This is a genomic window from Stenotrophomonas sp. ZAC14D2_NAIMI4_7, assembly GCF_003086675.1.
Taxonomy (GTDB): Bacteria; Pseudomonadota; Gammaproteobacteria; order Xanthomonadales; family Xanthomonadaceae; genus Stenotrophomonas.
This window is the reverse complement of sequence record NZ_CP025995.1, coordinates 351,426-369,168: the sequence shown is the minus strand read 5'-3', so window position 1 is coordinate 369,168 and position 17,743 is coordinate 351,426. Positions and strand designations below refer to the sequence as shown.

Genomic DNA, 17,743 nt, shown 5'->3' with positions numbered 1-17,743 from the left:
CGTGAACCCGCCGCGTTGATCGCGGCGGGACGATAATGCGCTTCCCTTCCCGGTCGGTGCGCCGATGAGCGAGCCCCTGTTGTCCCCCTCTTCGCCCGCGCCCGCGCCCGATGCGCCGCTGCCGCCACCGTCGCGCCCGCGCGGCCCGATGTCGCTGGTGATTCTGGCCACCCTGGCCGTGGCGTACACGCTGTGGGCGGCGCAGGACATCTTCCTGCCCATCCTGCTGGCCATGTTTTTCGCCCTGGTGGGCAACCCGATCCTGCGGCTGCTGCAGAAACTGTGGATTCCGCGCGCACTGGGCGCGCTGTTGATCCTGGGCGCCGGGCTGGGGGTGACCACCGCGCTGGCGGTGCAGCTGGTAGGCCCGGCCATGGACTGGGCGCAGGAAGCACCGCAGCAGCTGCGCAAGGTAGCCCGCCAGGTGCAGGACCTGACCAAGCCGGTGCAGCAGGCCAACCAGGCCGCGGAAAACTTCGCCCGCGTGGCCGGCGGCGAGAGCAGCCGCCGCGTACAGGTCATCCGCACCCAGCTGGACGATCCCTACCGCATGCTGACCCGCGCGCCGCGCCTGGCCGCTTCGGTACTGGCGGTGGTGCTGCTCACCCTGTTCTTCATGATCTACGGGCAGAGCCTGCAGCGCGCAGCCATCGCCTTGTTCCCCAACCGCCAGCAGCAACGCTTCACCAGCGACATCCTGCGTTCGATCGAGCGCGAGGTATCGCGCTACGTGCTGACCATCACCGTCATCAACACCCTGGTCGGCCTGCTGTTCGCCGGCGTGCTGATGCTGCTGGGCATTGGCCTGCAGGAAGCGTTGCTGTGGGGCACGGTGGCGGCGCTGCTGAATTTCGCGCCCTACGTGGGCCCGCTGATCGGCGTGGCGCTGATGCTGCTGATGGGCTTTGTCGAATTCCGCGATCCGCTGCAGGCACTGCTGCCGGCCGCGGCCTACCTTGCCCTGCATACCCTGGAAGGTCAGCTGGTGACCCCCATCGTGCTGGGCCGACGCATGAAACTGTCGCCGCTGGTGCTGATCCTCGCGCTGATGGTGTTCGGTTGGGCCTGGGGCATGATCGGCCTGCTGCTGGCGGTGCCGCTGCTGGTCTGCATCAAGCTGGTGCTGGCACGGCTGGAGGGCATGCACGGCTGGGCGCGGCTGCTGGAATGAAAGCCCGGCCGCGCGGGCGTAGAATGGCGGGGTGAAATTCCCTGTCCTTGCCATCACCCTCGACCTCGACGACACGCTGTGGCCGTTTGCTCCCATCGGCGCCCGCATCGACCAGGTCCTGTACGACTGGATGCGTGAACACAGCCCCGCCACCGCCGCGATGTATCCGGTGGCGGCCATGCGCGAACTGCGCGAGCGCTCGTTCCGCGACAACCCACAGCTGCATTTCGACCTGAGCGCCCTGCGCCGGCTGACCCTGCAGGAGGCGCTGCAGAACAGTGGTGCCAGCCTGGACCTGCTGGAGCCGGCCTACGAGGCGTTCTACGCCGCGCGCAACCAGGTGGAGTGCTATCCGGACGCGCTGGATGCGCTGGCCCGCATTGCCGCACGCGTGCCGGTGGCCGCACTCAGCAACGGCAACGCCGATCTGCAGCGCATCGGCCTGGCCCATCACTTCGCCTTCCAGCTGGGGGCCCGCGAACACGGCGCCGCCAAGCCGGAACCGAGCATCTTCCATGCCGCCTGCGAACGCCTGGGCGTGGCCCCGGCGCAGGTACTGCACGTGGGCGACCACATTGAAATGGACGTGGCCGGCGCGATCGCCGCGGGCCTGCGCGGTTGCTGGATCAACCGCGAAGCGGCCACCTGGAATCATCCGCAGCTGCAGCCCGACCTGCAGTTCGACACCCTTACCGGCCTGGCCGATTGGCTGGATGCCAACCTCGACGCCGCCGCACCCCGGAGTAGCTGACGCATGAGCGAGATCACTGGTTTCACCCCTGCCACCGCCACCGCCCTGCCGCTGTACGTGCTCGACCGCAGCCAGTTCGAGGCGTGGAAGGCGACCCAGCCGGCGGCCACCCAGGCCTGGCTGGGCGCACAGGGCTTCAACGCCGCCGCGCACAGCGTGGCCCTGCTGCCGGGCAGCGACGGCCTGGCCGGTGCGGTGATCGGCGTGGGCGACCGTGCCGATGCCTACAGCTATGCGCATGCTCCGCACGCCCTGCCCGAAGGCAGCGTGTGGCAGCTGGCCAGCGAACTGAGCGCCGACGAACAGGCCCTGCTGCAACTGGGCTGGGGCCTGGGCAGCTACCGCTTCGACCGCTACCGCAAGCGCAACCGCGCACCGGCACAGCTGGTGGCCGCGCCGCAGGGTGAAGTGGCCGACCTGATCGCCGCCAGCCTGCGCGTGCGCGACTGGGTGAACACCCCCACCGAGGACATGGGCCCGCAGCAGCTGGAAGATGCAGCGCGCGCGTTGGCCGACGCCCACGGTGCGCAGGTCGAAGCGATCACCGGCGATGCGCTGCTGCAGCAGAACTTCCCGGCCATCCATGCCGTTGGCCGTGCCTCGCACCGTGCACCGCGCCTGGTGGTGCTGCGCTGGGGCAAGGAAAGCGACACGGCGCTGGTGGTAGTCGGCAAGGGCGTGTGCTTCGACACCGGCGGCCTGGACATCAAGCCCGCCGATGGCATGCGCAACATGAAGAAGGACATGGGCGGCGCCGCCCACGCCCTGGCTCTGGCCGGTCTGGTGATGGCGCAGCAGCTGCCGGTGCGGCTGACCCTGCTGGTGCCGGCCGTGGAAAACGCGATCGGCCCCGATGCGTTCCGCCCCGGCGAAGTCATCGCCACCCGCAAGGGCCTGAGCGTGGAAATCGACAACACCGACGCCGAAGGCCGGGTGATCCTGTGCGATGCACTCACCTTCGCCAGCGAACAGCAGCCGGACCTGGTACTGGATTTCGCCACCCTGACCGGTGCGGCGCGCATTGCGCTGGGCCCGGATCTGCCGGCGCTGTTCAGCAACGACGACAACGTGGCCCAGCAGTGGCTGCAGGCCGGCGATGCCACCCGTGACCCGGTGTGGCGCATGCCGCTGTGGCGCCCGTACCTGCGCTATCTGTCCAGTGGCGTGGCCGACCTGGCCAACGCCGGTTCGCGCATGGCCGGTTCGGTCACCGCCGCGCTGTACCTGGAACGCTTCCTGGCCGAGGGCCAGCGCTGGGCGCACCTGGATGTGTACGCCTGGAACGACGGCGAACGCCCGGGTCGCCCGGCCGGTGGCGAAGCGCTGGCGCTGCGTTCGGCTTGGGCGATGCTGAAGGCGCGTTACGCCTGAAGATGCCGCCGGGCATGGCCCGGCGCTACCGGAACCGGTCGGCAAATCTGACGAAAAATTGAATACCGGGCCTGGAAGGGTTCTGCGAGGATGTGCGGGTCGACCACCCACACGTCCAGTGAAGGCAGGAACCCGACCATGCCCTTGTTCCGTTTCACCCGCGCCGGCCAGGGGCCGCGCCCGCCCCGCCCGCACACGCCGCTGCCCTGGATCGCCCTGATCGCGCTGATACTGGGCGGCGTTGCGCTCCTCTTCGCGTGGCTGGCCGGCTGGATCGGCGACCGCCTCACCGCGCAGCGCTTCACCGACACCATCGAAGCCACCGGCCCGGCCCATCCCGGTTTCCGCCGGGCACACAGCAAGGGCATCTGCGTAAGCGGCTGGTTCGAACCCAGCGCACAGGCCCGCACCCTGTCCAGCGCCCGGGTGTTCTCGCAGCCACGCGTGCCGGTGATGGGCCGCCTGTCGATCGGCGGTGGCGATCCCTATGGCGCCGACAACACCGCGCGCGTGCGCAGCCTGGCCGTGCAGATGGTGAGCGATGACGGCCAGGAATGGCGGATGGCGATGAACAGCTTCCCGTTCTTCGCCGTACCCACCGCCGAGGCCTTCTTCGAACAGACCCGCGCCGGCATTCCCGACCCGGCCACCGGCAAGCCCGACCCGGCGAAGATGGCCGCCGTGCTGGCGAAGTACCCCAGCGCACAGGCGTTCCAGCAGTGGGCCAAGACCGCGCCGTGGACCAGCAGCTGGGCCGACACCACCTACAACAGCGTGAACAGCTTCTGGTTCACCAACGCCCAGGGCCAGAAGCGCGCGGTGCGCTGGCGCTGGCAGCCGCAGGCGCCGGTGGTGGTCATGGATGCCGAGGCGCGCAAGCAGGCCAGCGTCGATTTCCTCAGCCAGGAACTGCGCCAGCGCTTGGCCAGCGGCCCGGTGCGCTGGAACCTGGTGGTCAGCACCGCCGCCGCCGGCGATGCCATCGACGACCCGTCGGTGCCGTGGCCCGAATCCCGCGAACAGGTAGTGGCCGGCGTGCTCAGCCTGGACCGCATGCAATCGCAGGAAGAAGGCGCCTGCGGACAGATCAACTTCGATCCGCTGATCCTGCCCAGCGGCGTGCGTGGCAGCGATGATCCGATCCTGGCCGCCCGCTCGGCGGTGTACTCGCAGTCCTTCAACCGGCGCGAACGCGAACGCGCCGCCGGCAACGTCGAACAACCGAAGGAGGCCGCACGATGAACACCGGCAACGGCCACTTCAACCTGCTGGCGCGGGTGCTGCACTGGACCATGGCGGTGATGATCGTGGCCATGCTGTTCATCGGCGTGACCATGGTCGCTTCGTTGCACCTGCGGCCGCTGCTGATCGACCTGCACCGGCCGCTGGGCGTGGCGATCTTCGTGTTGGTGCTGCTGCGCCTGTACAACCGTCTGCGCCACCGTCCGCCCCCGCTGCCGGCCGATCTGCCGGCCTGGCAGGTGCTGGCGGCCACGGCGTCGCACTGGATGCTGTATGCGCTGATGCTGGCGATGCCGCTGATCGGCTGGGCGATGCTGTCGGCCGGTGGCTATCCGATCACCCTGTGGGGCGGCGTGCACCTGCCGGCCCTGGTGCCGCACAGCCCGGCGCTGTATGCGGCCCTGCGCAATGCGCACAGCCTGCTGGCCTACGTGCTGTTCGCCACGGTGCTGATGCATGTGGGCGCAGCGCTGTTCCACCTGTGGGTGCGCCGCGACGGCGTGTTCCAGGCCATGGCCCGCGGCAAGGACTGAAGGGGTAGCGCAGGGCCATGCCCGGCGGATCGTTTCCGCGCCTGCACACGAACAGCAGCCGAGCATGGCTCGGCTCTACAGAAAGCGCGCGCGCCCCCGCAGAAATCGGCCGCCGGCCATGGCCCGGCGCTACCGCTGCCTACAGCCAGCCCTTCTGCCGCGCCAGCCGATACGCTTCGATGCGGTTGGCCACGCCCAGCTTGCCGATGCATTCGGACAGGTAGTTGCGCACCGTGCCGTGCGACAGGCCCAGCTGTTCGGCAATCTCGCTGGCGCTGCGGCCTTCGCCGGCCAGGCGCAGCACGCGGCGCTCGCGGTCGGTCAGCGGGTCGGCCTGCGACCAGGCATCCAGCGCCAGTTGCGGGTCGATCGCACGAACGCCCTGCTGCACCTTGCGCAGGGCCTCGGCCAGGTTCTCCGCCGGCGCGTCCTTCAACAGGTAGCCCAGCACGCCCGCCTCCAGCGCGCGGCGCAGGAAACCGGCACGGGCGAAGGTGGTCACGATCACCACCTTGATCGGCAGCTCCTGCCGCGCGATGCGCTGGGCCAGCTCCAGGCCGGTCAGGCCCGGCATCTCGATGTCGGTCACCAGGATGTCTGGCTGCAACTGCTGCAGCATCCGCCACGCGGTTTCCCCATCGGCGGCACTGCCCAGCACCTCGATATCCGGTTCCAGGCCCAGCAGTGCCGACAAGGCGCCACGCACCATGGCCTGGTCTTCGGCCAGCAGGATGCGGATCATGCGGCGCCCTCCTGCGGCAGGGAAGCCGGGGCCACCGCCACCGTGGCCGCCGCCAGCGGCACGCGCACGGTCAGCACGGTGCCCTCGCCACGCGGCGACTGCACGGCCAGCGCACCGGTCAGCGCGGCCACCCGTTCGCGCATGCCGCACAAGCCATTGCCTTCGGCCTGCACGCCGCCGCGGCCGTCATCGCGTATCTGCATCACCAGTTGTCGTCCTTCCAGCATGAAGTCCACCTGCGCCTGCGTGGCCTGCGCATGGCGCACGATATTGGTGGCCGCTTCGCGCAGCACCAGCGCCAGGCCGCGTTCCACCTCCACCGGCATCGGCGGCGGCACGCTGTACTGCAGATGCACCTGCTGGCATTCCAGCAACAGGCGTGCCGAGGCCAGCTCACCGGCCAGGTCACTGGCGCGGATGCCGGTCACCGCGCTGCGTACCTGCGCCAGCGCTTCGCGGGCAATCGCCTCGGCCTCGCCGATTTCCTGCCGCGCACGTTCGTCCTGGCGGTCGTACAGCTTGCGCGCCAGTTCCAGTTTCAGCGTGATCAGCGAAAGGGTATGGCCCAGCAGGTCGTGCAGGTCGCGGCCGATGCGCTCGCGCTCGGCGGTGGTGGCCAGCCGCCGTACTTCGTCCTGGGAAAGCTGCAAGGCCACGTCGCGCTGGTGGCTGAGCGATTCCACGTTCACCACCAGGCCCACGATGAAAGAGACGGCCGGCATCCACACCAGCGCCTGCCAGGGGTAGCCGAAGTACAGCGCCACCGCGCCGAACAGCAGGTTCAGGCCGGTCAGCTGCAGCAGGTACACCCACCAGCCGCCGCGCCCGCTCATGCGCAGCAGTACGCAGCCAAACACGAAGTAGCTCAGGCCCGACGGATACCAGGGCAGCAGCACCAGCGCCATGGCGATCATGGCCAGCGCGTAGCGCCAGGCGTGGTGGCGCGGCGCCAGCATCACCCGAGCGTACAGCAGCAGGAACAGCGGATAGCTGGCCAGGGTGATGAACAGCCAGCGCAGGGTGAAGCCATTGCCCAGCACCGGGGTCAGGAAGATCCAGACCGACCACAGCAGATGGATGGCGCCGCTCCACGGCGACTTGCCACGCCGCAGCAGATCGGCCACCGATGAATCCGGCGCAGGGCGCAGCAGCGACGCAAGCCAGTTCGATGGCACGGGGGAATCCAGACGGGGATGATCGCTGTCGATCATGCCAGTTCAGCCGATCCGACGCAGGCGGCGGCGCGCCAGCAGCAGGGCGGCGGCGGCCACTGCCAGCAGCGCCAGCAGATGGCCCAGGGTGCTGCCGGTGGCGGGCTGCCCCACGACCGGCAGCGCCAGCTGCGCCAGATGCCAGGTCGGCCACAGCGGCGCCACCGTGGAAAACACCTTCGGCAGGGCCGCCAACGGCAGCCACAGGCCGGACAGCAGCGCCAGCGGCAGGTACACCAGGTTCACCACCGCTGGCGCCGCACTGGCGCCCACGTGGCTGCCGATCAGCAGACCGATGGCACCCAACGGCACCGCGGCCAGCGCCGCCACGGCCAGCAGCTGCAGGATCTGCAGCGGCTGCAAGCGCACGCCACCGAAGGCATGCGCCACGGCAACCAGCAGCGCGGCAATCAACGTGGCAAACAGCACCGCCATCGCCAGCCGCGCCAGCAACGGCGCCGCCGGGGGCAGCGGCAGCGCGCGCTTGAGGGTCAGCAGGCCGCCTTCGCGGTCCAGCGCCAGCTGCACGCCGAAGCCGAACAGGGCGGGCGCCATGGCACCAAACACGCAGTAAGTGGCCAGCAGGTACAGCGGCGCGTGGCCGCGCCCCAGCAGCACGCCAAACAGCAGGTAGAACAGCACCGGGAACAACAGCGACGGCAGCACGAAGGCCGGCGTTCGCCAGGCGCGGCGCAGCTCGGCCAGCAGTTCGGCGGCGTAGGGGCGCAGCGCGGCACGGCAGCGGTCTGCGCTGCTGGATTCACGGTGAACGAGGGTGTTCATGCAGCCTCCCGGGTCAGATCAAGGAATGCATCGGCCAGGGCGGCGCCCTGCACTTCCAGCTCCCGCAGCTGTGCATCGGCGGCCAGCAGGCGCGCCACCACCGGCTCGGCCGGGCTGGCCAGCAGCTGCAGATGCGCGCCGTCGCGCTGTACCTGCTGCACGCCCGTCCAGTCCTGCACGTCCTCGACAGCCAGCGCGCTGCGGCAGCGGATGCGGCGCGGCCGGTCGGCCAGGCGCAGCTCGGCCAAGGGTGCGTCGGCCAGCACGCGGCCGCCTTCCAGCACCACCACGCGCTGCGCCAGCGCCTCGGCCTCTTCCAGATAGTGTGTCGTAAGCAGCACGCCGCAGCCTTCCGCCACCAACTGCCGCACCGCCTGCCACATCCCCTGCCGGGCCTGAATGTCCAGGCCGGTGGTGGGTTCATCCAGGAACAGCACGCGCGGCCGGCCGCAGATGGCAATGGCGAACTGCACGCGGCGCTGCTGGCCGCCGGACAACTGGCCATAGCGGCGCTGTGCCACGTCCTGCAGGCCGGCGCGCTGCAGCACTTCGGGCAACGGCCATGGGTCGGGATAGCAGGCACGGGCCTGCTGCACCAGTTCGTCCACGCGCAGCATCGGCGGCAGGTTGGTGCTCTGCAGCATCAGCCCCAGGCCAAGGCGGCTGGCGCGCTGCTGCGGATCACCGCCCAGCAGTTCCACCTGGCCGGCGTCGGCGCGGCGCAGGCCCAACAACACGCTGATCGCGGTACTCTTGCCGGCACCGTTGCGGCCCAGCAGCGCCAGCACCTGGCCAGCGCGCACCTGCAGGTCGATGCCGTGCAGCGCGGTGTGGTTGCCGTAGTGCACCTGCACCTGCTGCAGGCGGGCCAGCGACGGGGGAATCGGATCCATGTGCAGTGCCGGTAGCGGGGACGTTGCCATCCTGTGCTGCCGTGGTCACATCCGGCAGTTGCCGCCGTCAGGAACTTCCAATGACAGCTGTCACTGCCCCTGCCGCCGTGCCTGCCGTCATGCTGTGCCGCACGCTCCACCGCCGGAACCGCCGCTGCCCGCGCTTCCGGTCACACCCGCCCGAACGCCTGTGATGGAACGCAATGAACGCTTCTGCCGAATTGTTGAAAGAACTCCGTATCGACCGCGGCGCGCCGCCGCCCCCGCGCGGTAGCGGCGGTTCGCGCCGCTGGCTGTGGATCGTGCTGGCGCTGCTGGTGCTGCTGCTGGGGGGCGCGGCCTTCCTGCTGTTCGGCCGCGAACCGGCGGTGGAAGTAAGTACCGCCCCGGCCGTGGCCATCCAGCAGGGCAATGCCAGCAGTTCGGTGCTCGATGCCAGCGGCTACGTGGTGGCCCGGCGCATGGCCACGGTGTCGGCCAAGATCACCGGCAAGGTGCGCGAAGTCATGATCGAGGAAGGCATGCGGGTGGAGGCCGGGCAGATCATGGCCACCCTGGACCCGATCGATGCCGATGCGCAGCGCAGCCTCTCCGCATCGCAGGTGCAGGCCGCACGAGCACAGGTGGCCGGCCTGCAGGCGCAGCAGCGCCAGGCCGCCGCCGAAGCCAGCCGCCTGCAGGCGCTGGTGGGCCAGCAGCTGGTCTCGCGTTCGCAGTACGACCAGGCCGTGGCCCAGCGTGACAGCCTGCGCGCGCAGCTGGAAACGGCCCAACGCAACGTCAAGGTCGCCAGCGACCAGTTGGCCATTGCCGATCTGGGCGTGGACAACAACATCGTGCGCGCCCCGTTTTCCGGCGTGGTGACCGCCAAGGCGGCGCAGCCGGGCGAAATCGTCTCGCCGCTGTCCGCGGGCGGCGGCTTCACCCGCACCGGCATCGGCACCATCGTGGACATGGATTCGCTGGAAATCGAAGTGGAAGTGGGCGAGGCCTTCATCGGCCGCGTGCAGCCGAAGATGCCGGTGGAAGCCACGCTCAATGCCTACCCGGAATGGAAGATTCCGGGCGAGGTGATCGCCATCATTCCCACCGCCGACCGCGGCAAGGCCACGGTGAAGGTACGGGTGGCGCTGAAGGTGAAGGACCCGCGCATCGTGCCGGAGATGGGCGTGCGGGTCAGCTTCCTGGAACAGGCGCAGCCGCAGGCCGCGGCCAGCACGGCGCAGGGCGTGCGCGTGCCGGACAACGCCGTGGTGCAGCGCGACGGCGCGTCGGTGGCGTTCGTGCTGGGCGATGACAATCGCGTGCAGCAGCGCAGCGTGCAGACCGGCCAGGCCATGGGCAAGGACCGCCAGCTGCTGAAGGGCGTGAGCGCCGGTGAAGCGGTAGTGCTGAGCCCGCCCGACACCCTGCACGACGGCAGCAAGGTGCAGCAGAAACAAGCGCAGTAACGGCCTGGCGCCTGCGTGGCGCCGCCGGCAACACCGCTCGACGCCTGCCCTCCGGCCTGCAGCCGGCGCGCATTCCTGTTTCCCGCCTCTGTGGAGAATTCCCGATGTCGACCCTGGTTTCACTGCGCAACATCACCAAGACCTACCAACGTGGCCCGGAAAAGGTGCAGGTGCTGCACGGCATCGACCTGGACATCGCCCGCGGTGACTTCGTCGCCCTGATGGGCCCGTCCGGTTCGGGCAAGACCACCCTGCTGAACCTGATCGGCGGGCTGGACAACCCCAGCGGCGGCGAGATCAGCATCGAGGGCGAGCGCATCGACCAGATGAGCGGCGGCCAGCTGTCCACCTGGCGCAGCCACCACGTCGGCTTCGTATTCCAGTTCTACAACCTGATGCCGATGCTGACCGCGCAGAAGAACGTAGAACTGCCGCTGCTGCTGACCCACCTCAGCGCGGCCCAGCGCAAGCGCAACGCCGAAATCGCGCTGACCCTGGTCGGCCTCGCCGACCGCCGCAGCCATCGCCCCAACGAACTGTCCGGTGGCCAGCAGCAGCGCGTGGCGATCGCCCGCGCCATCGTTTCCGACCCCACCTTCCTGATCTGCGACGAACCCACCGGCGACCTGGACCGGCAGTCGGCCGAGGAGATCCTGGGCCTGCTGCAGCAGCTCAACCGCGAACACGGCAAGACCATCATCATGGTCACCCATGACCCGAAGGCGGCCGAGTACGCCACCCACACGGTGCACCTGGACAAGGGCGAGCTGGCCGACGCCCCGCTGGCCCACTGACGGAGGCTGCGGCGATGAAATACTTCTCCCTGGTGTGGGCGCAGCTGTTCCGCAGCCGTACCCGCACCCTGCTGACCCTGCTGTCGGTGGTGGCCGCGTTCCTGTTGTTCGGCATGCTCGATTCGGTGCGCGTGGCCTTCAATTCCGGCGGCAGCGTGGAAGGTGCCAACCGCCTGATCGTCGCCTCGCGCCTGTCCATCACCCAGTCGCTGCCGATCCGCCTGGAAACCCAGGTGCGGCAGGTGGCCGGCGTGCGCGACGTGGCCTATGGCATGTGGTTCGGCGGCATCTACCAGGACCCGAAGAACTTCTTCCCCAACTTCTCGGTGTCGCCCAACTACTTCGATGTGTACCGCGAACTGCAGATCGACCCGGCGCAGCTGGAAGACTGGAAGCAGACCCGCACCGGCGCCATCGTCGGCGAAACGCTGGCCAATCAGTTCGGCTGGAAGATCGGTGACACCATTCCGCTGCAGGCCACCATCTTCCCGCGCGGCGGCAGCAACGACTGGCCACTGGAACTGAAGGGCATCTACCGTTCCAAGGACCGCGCACAGGCCGGCAACGAAGAACGCCAGTTGATGATGAACTGGAAGTACTTCGACGAATCCAACGATTACATCAAGAACCAGGTGAGCTGGTACACGGTCACCCTGGACAACCCGGACCATGCCTCGCGCGTGGCCCAGGCCATCGATGCGATCTCGGCCAACTCCGACCACGAGACCAAGACCCAGACCGAATCGGCGTTCCAGCAGGCCTTCGTCAAGCAGTTTGCCGACATCGGCATGATCGTGACCTCGATCATGGGAGCGGTGTTCTTCACCCTGCTGCTGCTGACCGGCAACACCATGGCCCAGGCCGTGCGCGAACGCGTGCCGGAACTGGCCACGCTGAAGACGCTGGGCTTCAAGGACAGCACCGTGCTGGCGCTGGTGATGGTGGAATCGGTGCTGCTGATCGGCCTGGGCGGCCTGATCGGCATGGGCCTGGCCGCGCTGATCCTGCCGGCCATCGGCCCGAAGAGCATGGGCATGCTGCCGCCCCACGTCCCCACGCCCACCTGGCTGGTGGGGCTGGGCCTGATCGTGGTGATCGGCATCATCGTCGGCCTGTTGCCGGCGTTGCGCGCCAAGCGCCTGAAGATCGTCGACGCACTGGCCGGCCGCTGAGGAGGACACCCCATGAACAAGCTCAAGAAGTGGTTCGGCAACGCCTTCACCGTGCTGCTGCTGGCGGTGGGCCTGGTGCTGTGGATCGGCCTGCCGTGGTTTGGCGTACTTGCCGTGGCGGTGCTGTTGGCGTTGTGGCTGCTGCTGACCCGCGGCGGACGGCTGGCGCTGGCCGCCACCCGCATCGGCGTGGCCAGCCTGCCGCAACGCTGGGGCGCGTCCTCGGTGATCGTGGTCGGCATTGCCGGCGTGGTCGGCGTGCTGGTGGCCATGCTGGCCATGGGCGAAGGCTTCCAGGCCACGCTCAGCAATACCGGCGATGACACCACCGCCATCGTGCTGCGCGGCGGTTCGCAGGCGGAAACCAACTCGGTCATCACCCGCGAACAGGTGCCCACCCTGTCCACCCTGCCCGGCGTGGCGCGCGATGGCGAAGGCCGCCCGCTGCTGTCGCCGGAACTGTCGCAGGTGGTGAACCTGGTTTCGCGCGCCGACGGCACAGACGTCAATGCGCAGTTCCGCGGCGTTGGCCCGCAGGCCTGGGCCGTGCATGACAAAGTGAAGATCGTGCAGGGCCGCAAGTTCAGCGCCGGCCTGCGCGAGATCGTGGTCGGCCAGGGTGCGCAGGGCCAGTTCCGCGATATGGAAGTGGGCAAGACCCTCACCCTGGGCAACCAGAGCTGGACCGTGGTGGGCGTGTTCGCTACCGGCGATGCGCATGATTCGGAACTGTGGACCGACGCCGATACGCTGGCCACCACCTACCAGCGCAGTGCCTGGCAGTCGATCAGCGTGCGTACCGAAGGCAAGCCCGGCTTCGAGCAGTTCAAGGCCGCCGTTGCCGCCGATCCGCGCCTGAAGCTGGATGTGGAAACCACCCGCGCGTACTACAGCAAGCAGGGCGGTGGCCTGACCAAGCTGATCGACATCCTCGGCAAGGTGATCGGCACCATCATGGCGGTGGGCGCGGTGTTCGGCGCGCTCAACACCATGTATGCGGCAGTGGCTACGCGTGCGCGCGAGATCGCCACCATGCGCGCAATCGGCTTCCGCAGCCTGCCGGTGGTGACCGCGGTAATGCTGGAAACCATGTTGCTGGCGCTGCTGGGCGGCCTGCTGGGCTGCGCCGTGGCGTGGCTGGTGTTCAATGGCTACAGCGTGTCCACCATCGGCAGCAACTTCAGCGCGGTGGTGTTCAAGTTCCATGTGTCGCCGGAACTGCTGTGGACCGGCTTGAAGTGGGCGCTGGGCATCGGCCTGGTCGGCGGGTTGTTCCCGGCACTGCGCGCGGCGCGGTTGCCGATCACCACGGCGTTGCGCGAAACCTGATCAACGCAGTGCATGAAGCGATGGATGTGAGCGGGCGAAGCGAAGGCTTCGCCCGTTTTTTATGGCGCAGATCTACCGTGCAGACGCCATGCGCGGATGAACGACCGCACACCACGCGCATTACAGATTACCCAGCACCGGCCGCTATCGATGCCTCTGCGCACGCAAAACAGCGCACACGTGATGCTGCGCACATCCAGCCTGTGGATTGTTGGTTGCGATTCATCTTCGCGCGCATGTGACACGCCGGGACAAACAGTTACGAATGAAAACACTCTAGAATCGCGCCCCCCACGTTGGTTTGCAGCACCCTCCGCGCCCACAGAACGGGCGCATGTTTTTTTCTGAAACACGAGATTTCACGGATGTTCCTGAAGACCACCCCGCTGCGCAACGCGATCACCCTCGCGCTGGCCGCCAGCTGCACCACCCCCGCCTTTGCACAGGATGCAGGCGACAACACCACCAACCTCGACCGCATCGAGATCACCGGCTCGCGCATCCGCCAGGCCAGTGTCGAAACCGCCCAGCCGGTGGTTGCGCTGAACCGCGCAGAGATCGAGAAGAAGGGCTACGTCAATGTTGCCGACATCCTGCAGGACGTGACCGCTGCCGGTTCGCCGAGCATGAGCCGCGCCTCCTCGCTGACCTCCTCGCGCGATTTCGGCGGCATGTATGTCAGCCTGCGCAACCTGGGCCCGGAACGCAGCCTGGTGCTCATCGACGGCCGCCGCATGGGCGTCAGCGCCGGCGGTTATTCGGACCTCGCCTCCATTCCGTCGGCCATCGTCGAGCGCGTGGAAGTGCTGACCGACGGCGCTTCGGCGCTGTACGGCTCTGACGCCATCGCCGGTGTGGTCAACATCATCACCCGCAAGAACTTCGACGGTGGCGAAGCCAGCGTCTACGTCGGCCAGTACGGTGAAGGCGACGGCCAGAAGCGCTCCTACAGCGCTACCTTCGGCAAGACCTTCGACCGCGGCTGGTTCAGCGTGGGTGCCGAGCGCACCAAGGAAGACGAAGTGATGGGCGGTGCGCGCGAGTTCAGCCGCTACGTCAACGGCCCGCGCCACCCCAATGACGGCCTGAACGGCACCACGCCGTGGGGCAGCGTCACCGTCGGTGGCAAGGCACTGACCGTCGGCCCGGGCGGTGACCCGACCGATGCGGCGAACTTCCACACGCCGAACCCGGCCGATGGTGCCAACACCAAGACCAACATGAGCCTGCTGACCGGCCTGGAGCGCACTTCGGTGTTCGCCAACGGTGGCTTCTCGTTCACCGACAACCTGCGCCTGGTTGCCGATGCGATGTACAGCAAGCGCGAATCGACCAAGCACCTGGCCGGCTACCCGTACTCGGTCACCGCCGCGCAGTCGCGCAACGGCACCCGTGCGGCCTTGTCCAAGGACAGCGCGTTCAACCTGTGGGGCCAGGACGTGCTGTTCTCGCACCGCACCGAAGAGATGCTGCGCGGCACCGAAAACACCCTGGAAACCAAGCGCGGCAGCCTGGGCCTGGAAGGCAGCTTCGAAACCGGTTCGCGTTACTGGGACTGGAACGTCAGCTACACCTACAACCGCAATGAAGGCGAGCGCGTCGGCACCGGCAGCATGTACCAGCCGAACGTGAACCTGGCCGTGGGCCCGTCGTTCATCGAAAACGGCGTTGCCTACTGCGGCACCCGCGATGCAGTGATCGCCGGCTGCGTGCCGTGGAACCCGGCCGCGCCGATGGGCTACACCGGCCCGGGCTCGCTGAGCAACCAGGACGTGCAGGACTACCTGTTCGCCCGCTTCGTGGACAAGAGCCAGACCACCACCAAGGTGGCCAGCGCCAACATCTCCGGCTCGCTGTTCTCGCTGCCGGCCGGTGACATCATGGCCGCCATGGGCTTTGAGCACCGCACCGAAGAAGCACGCTACACCCCGGACCTGATGGTGCAGAACGGCCAGATTGCCGGCACCAGCGGCCAGCCGACCCAGGGCGACTATTCGCTCAACGAGGTCTACCTGGAACTGCAGGTGCCGCTGCTGGCCGACATGGCCTTCGCCCGTGAACTGTCGCTGGACGTGGCCGGTCGCTATTCGGACTACAACAACTTCGGTTCCACCACCAACAGCAAGTTCGGCCTGAAGTGGAAGCCGATCGACAGCCTGCTGGTGCGCGCCACCTACGGCACCGGCTTCCGTGCGCCGACCGTGGACGACCTGTACGGCGGCACCGTCAGCAGCCGCGATTCGTTCACCGATCCGTGCGATACCTCCTTCGGCACCGCCGCCACCGCCGCCACCAGCGCCACCGTGGCGGCCCGCTGCAAGGCCCTGAACGTGCCGGCCAACTTCCGCCAGCTCAACAGCGATGGCAGCGTGGCGAGCAAGCCGGGCCAGCAGGCCACCACCGATTTCAATTCGGGTTCCAACCCGAACCTGAAGCCGGAAACCGCCAAGACCTGGACCGTCGGCCTGGTCTACAGCCCCGACTTCGTGCAGGGCCTGGACCTGAGCCTGGACTGGTGGAAGATCCGCATCGACAACGCCATCGTCGGCGAGTCGGCCACCAACATCCTGGAACAGTGCTACGTGCAGGGTTCGGACGCTGCGTGCGGCCGCTTCACCCGCGGCAGCAACGGCCAGGTCAATGCGCTGGACCGTTCGCTGGTCAATGCCGGTTACCGCGAAACCGCCGGCTACGACATCAGCGCGCGTTACCGCCTGCCGGAAACTGCGTTCGGCAAGTTCGCCGTCACTTGGAACACCACCTACACCGACTATCTGGAGCAGCGTAACGACAACGCCGCTACCACTCCGGTGGAACAGCTGACCAGCTGGGGCGGCAACTTCCGCGTGCGTTCGACCTTCAACCTGGACTGGCAGTACGGCAACCTGGGCATCGGTTGGACCGCGCGCTACTACTCCAGCATGAAGGAGAAGTGCTCCTACATGGACGAGTGCAACATGCCGGGCTTCAGCTCGGCCTACACCGATGCCTCGCCGACCAACAAGGTGGGTTCGAACACCTTCCACGACCTGCAGGTGCGTTACGCCCTGCCGTGGGACGGCACCGTTTCGCTGGGCCTGAACAACGTGTTCGACCACCAGGGTCCGATCATGTACAGCCAGCCGAACAGCAGCTTCGTCTACTACGGCGGCTTCGACATCGGTCGTTTCATGTACATGAAGTACCAGCAGCGCTTCTAAGCCTGCACCCGCGTTCCCGTTCCGGCCAACTCTCTCCTGGCCGGAGATGGAAGCAGAACGGCGCCCCTCGGGGCGCCGTTCTTTTTTCCGAAGTTCTGGGGTCGGATCCCTTCGCATGGCGAAGGGCTCTGACCCCATCGCTTTCCCAGGGTTCGGGGTCAGAGCCCTTCGCGTTGCGAAGGGATCCGACCCCGCGCTGCCCGCATCGCGCGCACGTTCTCGCCAACGAACAGCACCAGCCCGGCCCAGATCACCGCAAAACCAATTGCCTTGCCGGTGTCGAATGCCTCGTGGAAGAAGAACACGCCCAGCAGCAGCTGCAGGCTGGGCGCGATGTACTGCAGGATGCCGACCAACGACAGCGGAATGCGCTTCACCCCGTAGGCAAAGCCGATCAGCGGCACCGCAGTGACCACGCCGCCGAACACCAGCAACAGATCGTTGCGCCAGCCCCAACCGTGGAAGAACGCGCCGCCGTGGCCGTTCTCGGCCCAGATCGCAAAGCCCAGCGCCGGCAGGAACAGGTACAGGCTCTCCACGCCCAGGCCGGCCACCGGATCGACCGACACCAGCTTGCGCAGCAGTCCGTACAGTCCGAACGAGCAGGCCAGGCCCAGCGCGATCCATGGCGGCGTGCCCGCATCAATGGTCAGCCAGGCCACACCCACCGCAGCCATGCCCACCGCCACCCACTGCAGGCGGCGCAGCCGTTCCTTCAGCACCAGCACGCCCAGCAGCACGTTCACCAGCGGATTGATGAAGTAGCCCAGGCTGGTTTCGATCACATGGCCAGCGTTCACCGCCCAGATGTACAGGCCCCAGTTGAAGGCGATGGTCAGGCTGGATACGGCCAGGATCGGCAGCGCCCGCGGCTGCGCGGCGATCTTCTGCCACCAGCCCAGGCGTGCGCTCAGCAGCAGCCAGGCCACCACCAGCACGGTGGACCAGATGATGCGGTGGGCGATGATCTGGAACGAAGGCACCTCGTTGAGCAGGTGCCAGTACACCGGCACCAGCCCCCACAGCACGAAGGTGGAGGCGGTGACCAGCAGGCCGCGGCGTTGTTCTTTCTCGTCCATGCTCACTTTGTCATGCTCACT

15 protein-coding genes are annotated in these 17,743 nt (G+C 67.9%); 10 read left to right on the top strand and 5 right to left on the bottom strand.

All coding sequences use genetic code 11. The features are described from left to right. Window positions 1-64: 64 nt before the first annotated feature. The 5 genes from C1922_RS01630 to C1922_RS01610 all read left to right on the top strand — a co-directional run bounded on the left by C1922_RS01630 (window position 65) and on the right by C1922_RS01610 (window position 5,068). Window positions 65-1,171 carry an AI-2E family transporter gene (locus C1922_RS01630; protein WP_108748187.1) on the top strand — a complete coding sequence of 369 codons (1,107 nt, stop codon included), beginning with the start codon at window positions 65-67 and terminating at the stop codon, window positions 1,169-1,171. 31 nt (window positions 1,172-1,202) lie between these two features. Then, window positions 1,203-1,922 carry an HAD family hydrolase gene (locus tag C1922_RS01625; protein ID WP_108748186.1) on the top strand — a complete coding sequence of 240 codons (720 nt, stop codon included), beginning with the start codon at window positions 1,203-1,205 and terminating at the stop codon, window positions 1,920-1,922. 3 nt (window positions 1,923-1,925) lie between these two features. Beyond that, window positions 1,926-3,293, top strand: coding sequence for a M17 family metallopeptidase (locus tag C1922_RS01620; RefSeq protein WP_108748185.1), 1,368 nt, complete (start codon window positions 1,926-1,928; stop codon window positions 3,291-3,293). Between the two features lie 138 nt (window positions 3,294-3,431). Continuing rightward, the gene (locus C1922_RS01615) at window positions 3,432-4,535 is read left to right on the top strand and encodes a catalase family peroxidase (RefSeq protein WP_108748184.1); all 1,104 of its coding nucleotides are present in this window, start codon (window positions 3,432-3,434) and stop codon (window positions 4,533-4,535) included. Then, a complete protein-coding gene (locus C1922_RS01610; RefSeq protein WP_108748183.1) occupies window positions 4,532-5,068 on the top strand; it encodes a cytochrome b in 537 nt (178 codons plus the stop codon). The genes C1922_RS01615 and C1922_RS01610 overlap by 4 nt, the downstream gene beginning before the upstream one ends. A 139-nt stretch (window positions 5,069-5,207) precedes the next feature. Here C1922_RS01610 and C1922_RS01605 read toward each other — a convergent pair whose 3' ends face one another. The 4 genes from C1922_RS01605 to C1922_RS01590 are packed head-to-tail and all read right to left on the bottom strand — an operon-like array spanning window position 5,208 to window position 8,697. After that, the gene (locus tag C1922_RS01605; protein WP_108748182.1) at window positions 5,208-5,810 is read right to left on the bottom strand and encodes a response regulator transcription factor; all 603 of its coding nucleotides are present in this window, start codon (window positions 5,808-5,810) and stop codon (window positions 5,208-5,210) included. Then, on the bottom strand, window positions 5,807-7,021 hold the full coding sequence (locus C1922_RS01600) for a sensor histidine kinase (RefSeq protein ID WP_108748181.1): 1,215 nt from the start codon (window positions 7,019-7,021) through the stop codon (window positions 5,807-5,809). The genes C1922_RS01605 and C1922_RS01600 overlap by 4 nt, the downstream gene beginning before the upstream one ends. A gap of 6 nt (window positions 7,022-7,027) precedes the next feature. Continuing rightward, window positions 7,028-7,804 carry an ABC transporter permease gene (locus C1922_RS01595; RefSeq protein WP_108748180.1) on the bottom strand — a complete coding sequence of 259 codons (777 nt, stop codon included), beginning with the start codon at window positions 7,802-7,804 and terminating at the stop codon, window positions 7,028-7,030. Next, window positions 7,801-8,697, bottom strand: a complete 897-nt coding sequence (locus C1922_RS01590; RefSeq protein WP_108748179.1) for an ABC transporter ATP-binding protein — start codon at window positions 8,695-8,697, stop codon at window positions 7,801-7,803. Before C1922_RS01590 ends, C1922_RS01595 begins: the two co-directional genes overlap by 4 nt. Window positions 8,698-8,900: 203 nt before the next feature. On the opposite strand from C1922_RS01590, the gene C1922_RS01585 reads away from it, so the two are divergent. From C1922_RS01585 to C1922_RS01565, 5 genes are all read left to right on the top strand, one after another. After that, complete coding sequence (locus tag C1922_RS01585) at window positions 8,901-10,148, top strand: efflux RND transporter periplasmic adaptor subunit (RefSeq protein ID WP_108748178.1); 1,248 nt, start codon at window positions 8,901-8,903, stop codon at window positions 10,146-10,148. A 104-nt stretch (window positions 10,149-10,252) separates the two neighbouring features. Further along, entirely contained in the window at window positions 10,253-10,942 is a 690-nt protein-coding gene (locus tag C1922_RS01580; RefSeq protein WP_004153799.1) for an ABC transporter ATP-binding protein, read from the top strand. Window positions 10,943-10,956: 14 nt separating this feature from the next. Then, window positions 10,957-12,114, top strand: a complete 1,158-nt coding sequence (locus C1922_RS01575) for an ABC transporter permease (protein ID WP_108748177.1) — start codon at window positions 10,957-10,959, stop codon at window positions 12,112-12,114. Window positions 12,115-12,126: 12 nt separating this feature from the next. Beyond that, window positions 12,127-13,443, top strand: coding sequence for an ABC transporter permease (locus tag C1922_RS01570; RefSeq protein WP_108748176.1), 1,317 nt, complete (start codon window positions 12,127-12,129; stop codon window positions 13,441-13,443). Window positions 13,444-13,808: 365 nt separating this feature from the next. After that, window positions 13,809-16,643: a TonB-dependent receptor gene (locus C1922_RS01565; RefSeq protein ID WP_108748175.1), complete on the top strand. Its 2,835-nt coding sequence runs from the start codon at window positions 13,809-13,811 to the stop codon at window positions 16,641-16,643. Between the two features lie 158 nt (window positions 16,644-16,801). Here C1922_RS01565 and rarD read toward each other — a convergent pair whose 3' ends face one another. Next, window positions 16,802-17,728 (bottom strand): EamA family transporter RarD, encoded by a 927-nt coding sequence (gene rarD / locus C1922_RS01560; protein WP_108748174.1) that lies wholly within the window; start codon window positions 17,726-17,728, stop codon window positions 16,802-16,804. Between the last annotated feature and the right edge of the window lie 15 nt (window positions 17,729-17,743).

What these genes read in the sequence shown, in the direction of transcription:
- C1922_RS01595 (WP_108748180.1), bottom strand. Translation starts at nt 7,804, where the DNA reads ATGAACACCCTCGTTCACCGTGAATCCAGCAGCGCAGACCGCTGCCGT.
- C1922_RS01615 (WP_108748184.1), top strand. Translation starts at nt 3,432, where the DNA reads ATGCCCTTGTTCCGTTTCACCCGCGCCGGCCAGGGGCCGCGCCCGCCC.
- C1922_RS01570 (WP_108748176.1), top strand. Translation starts at nt 12,127, where the DNA reads ATGAACAAGCTCAAGAAGTGGTTCGGCAACGCCTTCACCGTGCTGCTG.
- C1922_RS01630 (WP_108748187.1), top strand. Translation starts at nt 65, where the DNA reads ATGAGCGAGCCCCTGTTGTCCCCCTCTTCGCCCGCGCCCGCGCCCGAT.
- C1922_RS01605 (WP_108748182.1), bottom strand. Translation starts at nt 5,810, where the DNA reads ATGATCCGCATCCTGCTGGCCGAAGACCAGGCCATGGTGCGTGGCGCC.
- C1922_RS01565 (WP_108748175.1), top strand. Translation starts at nt 13,809, where the DNA reads ATGTTCCTGAAGACCACCCCGCTGCGCAACGCGATCACCCTCGCGCTG.
- C1922_RS01575 (WP_108748177.1), top strand. Translation starts at nt 10,957, where the DNA reads ATGAAATACTTCTCCCTGGTGTGGGCGCAGCTGTTCCGCAGCCGTACC.
- C1922_RS01620 (WP_108748185.1), top strand. Translation starts at nt 1,926, where the DNA reads ATGAGCGAGATCACTGGTTTCACCCCTGCCACCGCCACCGCCCTGCCG.
- C1922_RS01585 (WP_108748178.1), top strand. Translation starts at nt 8,901, where the DNA reads ATGAACGCTTCTGCCGAATTGTTGAAAGAACTCCGTATCGACCGCGGC.
- C1922_RS01580 (WP_004153799.1), top strand. Translation starts at nt 10,253, where the DNA reads ATGTCGACCCTGGTTTCACTGCGCAACATCACCAAGACCTACCAACGT.
- C1922_RS01600 (WP_108748181.1), bottom strand. Translation starts at nt 7,021, where the DNA reads ATGATCGACAGCGATCATCCCCGTCTGGATTCCCCCGTGCCATCGAAC.
- C1922_RS01590 (WP_108748179.1), bottom strand. Translation starts at nt 8,697, where the DNA reads ATGGATCCGATTCCCCCGTCGCTGGCCCGCCTGCAGCAGGTGCAGGTG.
- C1922_RS01610 (WP_108748183.1), top strand. Translation starts at nt 4,532, where the DNA reads ATGAACACCGGCAACGGCCACTTCAACCTGCTGGCGCGGGTGCTGCAC.